The organism is Kribbella deserti, assembly GCF_042434725.1.
Classification (GTDB): Bacteria; Actinomycetota; Actinomycetes; order Propionibacteriales; family Kribbellaceae; genus Kribbella; species Kribbella deserti.
Genome location: NZ_JBHLTC010000004.1, coordinates 1 through 7889 on the forward strand (window position 1 = coordinate 1; position 7889 = coordinate 7889).

General features: G+C 68.3%; 15 protein-coding genes. All 15 read left to right on the forward strand.

Annotation, left to right across the window (positions count from 1 at the left end; translation table 11 throughout):
* Positions 1–260: hypothetical protein (locus ACFFGN_RS04080; RefSeq protein ID WP_380043923.1), on the forward strand; the 260-nt coding region annotated here is incomplete at its 5' end.
* 3 nt (positions 261–263) lie between these two features.
* Positions 264–602 carry a DUF2190 family protein gene (locus ACFFGN_RS04085; protein WP_380043924.1) on the forward strand — a complete coding sequence of 113 codons (339 nt, stop codon included), beginning with the start codon at positions 264–266 and terminating at the stop codon, positions 600–602.
* A gap of 16 nt (positions 603–618) precedes the next feature.
* Entirely contained in the window at positions 619–1737 is a 1119-nt protein-coding gene (locus tag ACFFGN_RS04090) for a phage major capsid protein (protein WP_380043925.1), read from the forward strand.
* Between the two features lie 2 nt (positions 1738–1739).
* Positions 1740–1967 (forward strand): hypothetical protein, encoded by a 228-nt coding sequence (locus ACFFGN_RS04095; protein ID WP_380043926.1) that lies wholly within the window; start codon positions 1740–1742, stop codon positions 1965–1967.
* Positions 1968–2162: 195 nt separating this feature from the next.
* A complete protein-coding gene (locus ACFFGN_RS04100; RefSeq protein WP_380043927.1) occupies positions 2163–2510 on the forward strand; it encodes a hypothetical protein in 348 nt (115 codons plus the stop codon).
* A gap of 7 nt (positions 2511–2517) precedes the next feature.
* Positions 2518–3825: a hypothetical protein gene (locus tag ACFFGN_RS04105; protein WP_380043928.1), complete on the forward strand. Its 1308-nt coding sequence runs from the start codon at positions 2518–2520 to the stop codon at positions 3823–3825.
* Entirely contained in the window at positions 3815–4423 is a 609-nt protein-coding gene (locus ACFFGN_RS04110; RefSeq protein ID WP_380043929.1) for a hypothetical protein, read from the forward strand. Before ACFFGN_RS04105 ends, ACFFGN_RS04110 begins: the two co-directional genes overlap by 11 nt.
* Entirely contained in the window at positions 4423–4860 is a 438-nt protein-coding gene (locus ACFFGN_RS04115; RefSeq protein WP_380043930.1) for a DUF6093 family protein, read from the forward strand. The genes ACFFGN_RS04110 and ACFFGN_RS04115 overlap by 1 nt, the downstream gene beginning before the upstream one ends.
* Positions 4860–5195: an HK97-gp10 family putative phage morphogenesis protein gene (locus tag ACFFGN_RS04120; RefSeq protein ID WP_380043931.1), complete on the forward strand. Its 336-nt coding sequence runs from the start codon at positions 4860–4862 to the stop codon at positions 5193–5195. Before ACFFGN_RS04115 ends, ACFFGN_RS04120 begins: the two co-directional genes overlap by 1 nt.
* Complete coding sequence (locus ACFFGN_RS04125) at positions 5195–5632, forward strand: hypothetical protein (RefSeq protein ID WP_380043932.1); 438 nt, start codon at positions 5195–5197, stop codon at positions 5630–5632. The genes ACFFGN_RS04120 and ACFFGN_RS04125 overlap by 1 nt, the downstream gene beginning before the upstream one ends.
* A 13-nt stretch (positions 5633–5645) precedes the next feature.
* A complete protein-coding gene (locus tag ACFFGN_RS04130) occupies positions 5646–5876 on the forward strand; it encodes a hypothetical protein (RefSeq protein ID WP_380043933.1) in 231 nt (76 codons plus the stop codon).
* 2 nt (positions 5877–5878) lie between these two features.
* Positions 5879–6403, forward strand: coding sequence for a phage tail tube protein (locus tag ACFFGN_RS04135; protein WP_380043934.1), 525 nt, complete (start codon positions 5879–5881; stop codon positions 6401–6403).
* A gap of 107 nt (positions 6404–6510) precedes the next feature.
* Complete coding sequence (locus tag ACFFGN_RS04140; RefSeq protein WP_380043935.1) at positions 6511–7155, forward strand: hypothetical protein; 645 nt, start codon at positions 6511–6513, stop codon at positions 7153–7155.
* A gap of 110 nt (positions 7156–7265) precedes the next feature.
* Complete coding sequence (locus tag ACFFGN_RS04145; RefSeq protein ID WP_380043936.1) at positions 7266–7562, forward strand: hypothetical protein; 297 nt, start codon at positions 7266–7268, stop codon at positions 7560–7562.
* Positions 7563–7579: 17 nt separating this feature from the next.
* The coding region (locus ACFFGN_RS04150; protein ID WP_380043937.1) for a hypothetical protein at positions 7580–7889 on the forward strand (310 nt) is incomplete at its 3' end.

The following is a 7889-nucleotide window of genomic DNA, read 5'->3' on the forward strand; positions in this document are numbered from 1 at the left end:
CGGCGTCGGTGGATCGCATCATCGCCGAGGCGATGCGGGACATCCCGCTCGGTGAGGACCAGCGCCTCGACACCGAGACCTTCGGCCCCACGGTCGATAAGGCCCGCGAGTCCGAGGAGACCTACCTCGCGAAGCTCGACAACGGCACCGGCCGCATCCAGGGCGTCGGGCCGACCGGCCAGGCCCCCACCATCACCGAGGCCGACTACGACCGGTTGTCCGCCGGCACGTTCGGCCGCACCACCACGAAGGCGGTCTGACCCATGGCCAAGAACGAGGTCTTCCCGTACCGGCACACCCGGTCGCTGCCCGTCGCGGATGGCACCGTGTCCGGCACCCCGGTCAAGGTCGGCGCCTTCGTCGGCGTCACCCTCACCGACCGGGGTGCTGGTGGCAACGCCGCCGGCGAGGCAACCGTTGCCCTGTCCGGCGCCTACACGGTGTCCACCACCGACGCCGTCGCCTCGGTCGGCCTGGCCGTGTACATCACGGGCGCCGGCGCGATCACCACCACGGCCAGCGGCAACACGCTGTTCGGCCACTCGCTCGGCACCAAGTCGGCCGGCGCCGGCACGGTCGCGGTCGAGATCCACCAGGTCTGAGAGGAGACCGAAACTCATGAGCACTCCCCAGACCCAGATCCTGACTGGCTCGGCCGCTGAAGCCGAAGCTGGTGCGCTGACTCCGCGGCGCCGCTCGACCGACCCGAACTACCTCGGCCGTCTGGCCGAGGCGGCGCGGCTCATCGGCGAGGCGTTCCAGGGCAACAGCTACGCCATGCTGAAGCTGAAGGAGTCGCTGACGACCAGCGACTTCCCGATCCTGTTCGGCGACGTCCTGGACCGTGAGCTGATGGCCCAGTACGAGCAGATCCAGCCGCTGTGGCAGCAGTTCGCGCGCCGCACCGTCGTCCGGGACTTCCGGCCGAAGAAGTGGGCTGACCTGCTGGGTGGCCGCGGCATTCTCGACCCGGTCGCCGAGCGGGCCCCGTACCCGGCCCGCGGCCTCGACGAGGCCGAGTACGAGCTCACCGTCGGCAAGTACGGTGCGCGTCTCCCGCTCACGTGGGAGATGTTCGTCAATGACGACCTCGACGCGTTCCGCTCCGCCCCGGAGCGTCTCGGCCAGGCCGCCCGCGACACCGAAGACATGCTCGCCACGAAGCTCGTCGCCGGCGCTGCCGGCCCGACCGCGTTCTTCAACGGCAACGGCGGTGTCGGAACCGGCAAGCTCACCGTCGACAACCTGTCCGCGGCGCTCACCTCGATCGGGTCCCGCAAGGACTCCGAGGGCCGCCCGATCGTGGTCACGGCCATGGTGCTGATGGTCCCGCCGGCGCTCGAGGTCGCGGCCAACAACATCCTGCAGGCCACCCTGATCCGGTTCAAGACCACCGGTCAGGACATGGAGGTCGGCAACTGGCTGGCCAACAAGGTCCGCGTCGTGGTGAACCCGTGGCTCACCGTGGTCGATGAGTCGGCCAACGTGAACACCACGTGGTACCTGCTGCCCGCCCCGACGATCGCGCGCCCCGCGGTCACCATGGGGTTCCTGCGCGGCTACGAGGTGCCGGACCTGCGCGTCAAGGCCGACGGCGGTAACCGTCTCGGCGGCGGCGCCGTCCCGGCCGAGGAAGGATCGTTCGACGACGACTCCATCCAGTACCGGGTCCGCCACGTCACCGGCGGCACCACCCTCGACCCGATCGCGGCGTACGCCTCGAACGGTTCGGCCTGATCATGCCGAACGCTGTCACCACGACGGACGTGTTCCTCGAGCAGATCTCCAACCAGCTGGATCGTGTCATCAGCCTGCTGGAGCCCGCCAAGGACGAGCCCGCCGCGTCTGCCTCGGAACCCAAGGAGGAACCGGGGCAGGGCAGCGACAAGCCGACGCCAGCCAAGAAGGCTGCGCCGGCGCGGAAGTCGGCCGCTAAGAGCCAGCGCCGTAAGGCGACCGGCCAGTAGCGGACCTGAGGTGGTGTGGGCGTCAACTCGCGGAAATCGATGCGGGAACGGCTCATTGCACTGCGAGAAGGCAGAACCGGGGAGTCCCTGGCCGGGTCACCGCTGGGCCGTATCGAGCCCCTCCAATGCTCCCTGCCACGGCGCTGCCTGCGCCCCACCACCCACCCTTCACCTCTCACTTGAGGGAGACCCGTCGTGACCATCCAGACCGCCACCATGAAGAACGCGCTCGCCACGGCGTACGGCACTACCGCTACGCACGTCGCCTTGTACACCACGGTCCCGGGCGGTTCGCAAGGCACCGAGGTCACAGGCGGCAGTCCGGCATACGCCCGCAAGGCCATCAGCTGGGGCGCCCCGTCGAACGGTGTGATCACCGGCGTCGTCGTGTTCGACGTACCGGCCGGCACGACCGTCGCTGGTGCAGGTGTCCACTCAGCCTCGTCCGGCGCGGGCAACTACCTCGACGGTGCCGCGGTCACCTCGCAGGCGTTCGCCACCCAGGGCACGTACACGCTGACCGTCACCAGCACCATCAGCTGAGCGCGCCATGCCGGCGCCAACGTTCGTTTCGTCGTCCGGCCCGAACAGCTTCACCACTTCGACGTCGGCGCTGAACTTCCCGGCCACGAAAACCACGGGCGACAAGTACCTGCTCGGGATCATCTACGAGGGGCCTGCGTCGAACGTGGGTTCGATCTCCGGGTGGGGTAGCAAGATCCTCACCGCGTCCGGCGGTGGCATGTTCCTCGACGTGTACGTCCGTGACGCGGACCCGGCCGACACCGGATCGATCGGCACCATCTCGGTCCCTGGCGGCACCTCGTCGCAGGCCGCTGTTGCGGTGTACCGGTCCAGCACCGGTGTCCTGACGGTTGGGGCCACATCGTTCGGGGTCGACTCGACCAGCGGTACGGCGTACAGCGCCACCACCGGGTCACTGACCACGGCCGCCGACATGCTGATCGCGTACATCTTCGCCCAGAACGGCGTCGGCACCCACTCAGGCCGAACCCTCACCCAGGCCGGGGCCACGCTCGGCACACTCACTAACCGGTTCAACGCCGCAGGCGCTTCCGTACGTCAAGAGTTCGGCGATCGCCCGGTCACTACCGGCGCGACCGCGGCCATCGTTCACGGCTGCACGTTGTCGGTTGCCGCGACCGGCCTGACCGGCGTGGTCCTGCTGTCTGAAGGGACAGCCGAAGCCCACAGCGGCTCTCTGGACCTGACCGGCGACGGCGCCCTCACCACCGCCGGTGCCCCCGCGCCGGCCGGGACGCTCGGCCTGTCGGGCACCGGGGCGGCCAGCACCGGCGCCGCACCCGCTATTCCCGGAGCCGTTGCCCTCTCGGGAGCGGGACAGTTCGCGGGTGCGGGAGCACCTGGCGCCGCGGCGAACGTGGCGCTATCCGGGGGCGGTGCGCTCGCGGTTGCTGGCGTCCCAGGCCACACAGGCGCCGCCGGTTTCGCCGGTGAAGGGACCTTGTCAGCGACCGCGCCGCTCGCGCACACCGGCGACCTCGTCCTGGGTGGCGCCGGCCAGCTCACGGCCTCCGGTGCACCCACCGTCACAGGCGCGGCGACGCTCGAAGGCCAAGGCGCCCTGTCCCTACAGGGCCGCCCGGAACCGAAGGAAACCCTTCAACTCGCCGGTACCGGCCACCTCACTGCGACCGGGGCCCCTTCTCCTGCTGGGGCGCTCGGTCTCGCCGGCGCCGCAGACCTCGACTTCACCGGTGCCGCTGACTTCCCCGTCATCCAGCCCGGCCTTCTCGTCGCGACCAACGGCCCGGCGTCCGTGCTGACCGCCAGCAACCAGCCCACATCGACCCTGGAGGCCAGCCATGGCGTATGACGTCGAAGACACCGCCGCTCTCCAGCTCACCGTCACCCCGTTCGACGGAACCACCGCGGTCACAGCCCAGGCGACGACACCGTCCGGGGACACGATCGCGCTGGTACCGGCCACCGACGACGACGGCGCGACCTGGACAACCCAGGTCACGCTCACCGCAGCCGGCCAGTGGACGATCAAGTGGACCGTCACCGGTACAGGCGCGAACGTCCAGTACGACACGATCCAGGTCGACCCCAGCCCGCCGGCATCGGCTGAGCAGCGCCGTACCCGGCTGCTGATCAACGACACGGACCCGGCGAACCGGTTCTTCTCCACGCTCGAGATCGACGACTTCCTCGCCATGAACGGTGCCAGCGTGCGCAGGGCTGCCGCGCAGGCACTCGAGACCATGGCCGCGAACGAGGCGATGGTGTCGAAGAAGATCCGCACCCAGGATCTTTCGACTGATGGCCCGGCTGTCGCGAAGGAACTGCGGGAGCTCGCGGCCGAGCTGCGCAGGCAGGCCGCTGACGGTGACGATGACGCGGACTCGACCGGGTTTGAGATCGCCGAGTTCGAGCCGTACCCGTCTCGTCCCGAGCTTGCGGGCTACTGATGCCTCGCCCTGGTACCCCGGTGATCCCGGTCGGCTGGTCGCAGTATCACCGCCCGGTTGCCGAGTTGTCGATGACGGCCCGGTGCACGATCGACGCTGACGGTACCGGCGAACCGGTGTGGAACAACGACACTGGTACTTGGGATGCGCCGGCCCGTGTCGTGCTTCATACGGGTGTGCCGTGCCGTATTCAGCAGCAGCGGCAGCCGCAAGAGGCGAACGCGTCCGGCCAGTCGGTCACCACTCACGACTACCTGGTGCCGGTCCCGGCCGAGATCTTGAACGTTGAGGTCGGCCACGAGCTCCGCATCGATTCCTGCCCGGATGATCCGTCGTTGGTGGGTCGCCGCCTGGTCGTAACTGATGTGCTGCGTGGGTCTCTTGCTTGGGAGCGGGACCTGATCTGTGTGGACCGTCTCCCCGCGGCAGGTGAGTGATGGGGTTCGACATCACCGAGATCCGGCGGCTCAAGTCTGACCTCGGCAACGCTTCGATCAGGGCGACCATGCTGGCAAGCAAGGCCATCGCGAAGACAGCGCACGACATCGAAGCCGCCGCGAAGGTACTGGCTCCAGTCGACACCGGCAACCTTAGGAACTCCATCTCGAGCGACGTCAGCGTGCTCTCAGCTGAGATCGGTCCAACGGTCGAGTACGGCGCCTACGTCGAGTTCGGTACTTCACGGATGGGGCCACAGCCGTACCTGAACCCGGCTCTGTACAGGCACATCCCATCATTCAACGCTGCAATGTCCAAGATCGCGGACCTCTGATGGCCACCACCGTTGAAGCTGTTACACGGGTCGTCGCGCTGCTTACAGAGATCGACGGCCTCACGGTGTTCGAGGGGACAGTCCCGAAGGACCCGCCCCGCGACGCGGAGGGCCGAGTCAAGCCCTACGTGTGCGTCTACATGGGTTCCGGCGAGACCCGGAACACCCGTTACGGCTACAAGCCGAGAGACCTCAGCCTTCCGATCTGGGTCACCTGTTCAGCTGGCACGCCGCGCGGCGCGAACTGGGCGGTTGACAAGGTCCGTCCCGTCCTCAACGGGGTTCGTTTGTTCGCCACTCCTGAAGACCCGCGGCTCGGTGACTCCCGGCTGCGGGAGGTCACCGAAAACGTCGCGCTTCGTGAAGACCGTGACATCCCTACTGACCTCCGCTGGTTTCTGCCCATGCAGTACCGCTTCGCCACCACCATCTCCTGAGGAGCAACAGATCATGCCTACCGAATTCCGGCGGTACCGCGACCAGCTGGGCCACGTGTTCTCCAGCGCCGTCTCGACCGAACTGGCCAAGGAAAAGGGCTGGACCGAGGTCAAGGACGACAAGTCCCCCGCCACCGCCCGCGACGGCCGCCCCGCGGCCCCGCAGCCCGCCCCGCGCGACAAGGTCGGCGCGAAGTCGAAGTCCGTCGTTGCCGCGTCCACCAACAACACCCAGGGAGCCTGATCATGGTTGCCGTTTTCCCTCCTGGCATCAAGGCCGAGGGTGCCTCCACCGTCGTGTTCGTGCCGACGCTCGCTGACCCGGCCGACGTTGTCCTCGCTGAGGTCACCGGCGGCCTGGACGTGTCGTACTTCCTGAAGGGCGGCCAGTTCCAGCCCGGCGGCGACCAGCCGAAGGGCGACGACCGCCGCTACGGGTCGAAGGAAACGTTCGAGGTCCTCGGCCGTGACAAGCCGTCGATCGCGGACATCCAGTACGTCATCGACCCGCAGGCCGCCGCGGCGACGCCGGAGAACGAGGCGTACGAGACGTTCAAGGCCGGTGTCACCGGGTTCTTCATCATCCGGTGGGGTCTCGACGTCGATGCGGCGTTCGCTGCGGCGCAGGTGGTTGATGTGTGGCCGGTGATGTTCGGTGCGCAGCGCAAGACCCCGATCGCGGAGAACGACGAGTTCGCGGTGCTGACCGCGACCCAGTCGGTCGCCGTCACCGGCCGGGTCGAGTACGACGTGCCGATCGCTGCGGCCTAACCCCCACAGTCGGGCGGGCGGTCCCAGGCTCGGGCCGCCCGCCCTTTCTCTTGCCCCGCCACGAGCCTGCGCAACACCACGAGCCTACGAGCCTAGGAGCACCTCCGATGTCTGAGCATCACGACCGGCTGCAAGCCCTGTTGCAGGACCGCAAGTCGAAGGCCCCGAAGACGCGCGCGACCGCGCCGTTCCCGCTGGTCCTGGACGCGAACCTCGCGATCGCCCGCGCCCGCGCCGAGCAGACCCTCGACCTGGTCAAGGCCGAGTACCAAGACGCCGAGCAGGCCCGCAGCGGCGAAGATGCCGACGTACGCCAAGGTGGCCGCGCCCCGATCGACCCTGCTCTCACCAAAGCGCTGAGGGAAGCCGAGAAGGCGCACGCCGAAGCCGCAGCGGCAGCCGACGAGGTCACGGTCCACATCATCCTGGTGGCGTTGTCGGACGACGAGTACGACAAGCTCGCCAAGGAACACCCGCCCCGCAAGGACAACACCGACGACGCCGAGCACGGATGGAACATCGAGACGTTCCCCGGCGCCCTCACCAAGGCCTGCGCTGCCCGTGTCACCGACGCCGAAGGCAACCTGCTCGACACCGACCCCGGTGAACTGATCGACACCCTCGCCAAGGGAGAGAAGCAGACCGCCTACTCGGTGTGTGTCGGCCTCAACTCGCAGGTGACCAGCGTCCCTTTCTCGCGAGCCAACTCGCACACGAGCCAGCGAAGCGGCGGCAAGTCGAGACGGCGTTAGCGCTCGGGGTCTCGGTGCGCCGCCTCAACGGCTGGGAACCCACCGAGACCCACCTGTACCTCGACGCAGACGGCCAACCCTGCCGCGCGTCCGACGCGTACACCGTTCTGGTGACACGCGAACCCGAGTTCGACCAGTTCGACCGCGAACACTTCGCCGCCCTCGCAGAAGTCCATGCCGACACCTGCAGCGGCTGCGGCGGCCTCCTGTCCGAAACCACGGTCAAAGACCACGGCTACGACATCGAGCACCACACCTGCTGGAAGTGCCACGGCATCGCCGGTGAACAGGCCGTCCTCGCGAACTCTGCCGAGGCCGAAGCCGACCGCGAGAAGAACCCGCGCAAACGCACCATCCGGCCGTCCGCCGAGCACTGGACCGCCGTGCGCATTCCCCTACCTGACTGAGCCTGAGGAGGCGGACCGTGGACCGTTCATACCGGGTACGCCTCGAAGCCACCGTCGCCGGATTCGTCGCCGGCATGGGACAGGCCGCGGCCTCGGTTGACAAGGTCCTCACCGCCACCGACCAGGCCTCGCAGCACATCGACAAGCTCGGGTCCACGTCGATGCGGATCGGTCTGGCCGCCGGCGCCGGGCTCGGCCTGGCCGCGAAAGCAGCGATCGACTGGGAGTCCGCGTGGGCCGGGGTCACGAAGACCGTTGACGGGTCAGCGGCGCAGATGGCTGAGCTTGAAGGCCAACTGCGGGGCATGACCGCTGTGCTGCCCGCTA

What these genes read in the sequence shown, in the direction of transcription:
- ACFFGN_RS04085 (WP_380043924.1), top strand. Translation starts at nt 264, where the DNA reads ATGGCCAAGAACGAGGTCTTCCCGTACCGGCACACCCGGTCGCTGCCC.
- ACFFGN_RS04090 (WP_380043925.1), top strand. Translation starts at nt 619, where the DNA reads ATGAGCACTCCCCAGACCCAGATCCTGACTGGCTCGGCCGCTGAAGCC.
- ACFFGN_RS04095 (WP_380043926.1), top strand. Translation starts at nt 1,740, where the DNA reads ATGCCGAACGCTGTCACCACGACGGACGTGTTCCTCGAGCAGATCTCC.
- ACFFGN_RS04105 (WP_380043928.1), top strand. Translation starts at nt 2,518, where the DNA reads ATGCCGGCGCCAACGTTCGTTTCGTCGTCCGGCCCGAACAGCTTCACC.
- ACFFGN_RS04110 (WP_380043929.1), top strand. Translation starts at nt 3,815, where the DNA reads ATGGCGTATGACGTCGAAGACACCGCCGCTCTCCAGCTCACCGTCACC.
- ACFFGN_RS04115 (WP_380043930.1), top strand. Translation starts at nt 4,423, where the DNA reads ATGCCTCGCCCTGGTACCCCGGTGATCCCGGTCGGCTGGTCGCAGTAT.
- ACFFGN_RS04120 (WP_380043931.1), top strand. Translation starts at nt 4,860, where the DNA reads ATGGGGTTCGACATCACCGAGATCCGGCGGCTCAAGTCTGACCTCGGC.
- ACFFGN_RS04125 (WP_380043932.1), top strand. Translation starts at nt 5,195, where the DNA reads ATGGCCACCACCGTTGAAGCTGTTACACGGGTCGTCGCGCTGCTTACA.
- ACFFGN_RS04130 (WP_380043933.1), top strand. Translation starts at nt 5,646, where the DNA reads ATGCCTACCGAATTCCGGCGGTACCGCGACCAGCTGGGCCACGTGTTC.
- ACFFGN_RS04135 (WP_380043934.1), top strand. Translation starts at nt 5,879, where the DNA reads ATGGTTGCCGTTTTCCCTCCTGGCATCAAGGCCGAGGGTGCCTCCACC.
- ACFFGN_RS04140 (WP_380043935.1), top strand. Translation starts at nt 6,511, where the DNA reads ATGTCTGAGCATCACGACCGGCTGCAAGCCCTGTTGCAGGACCGCAAG.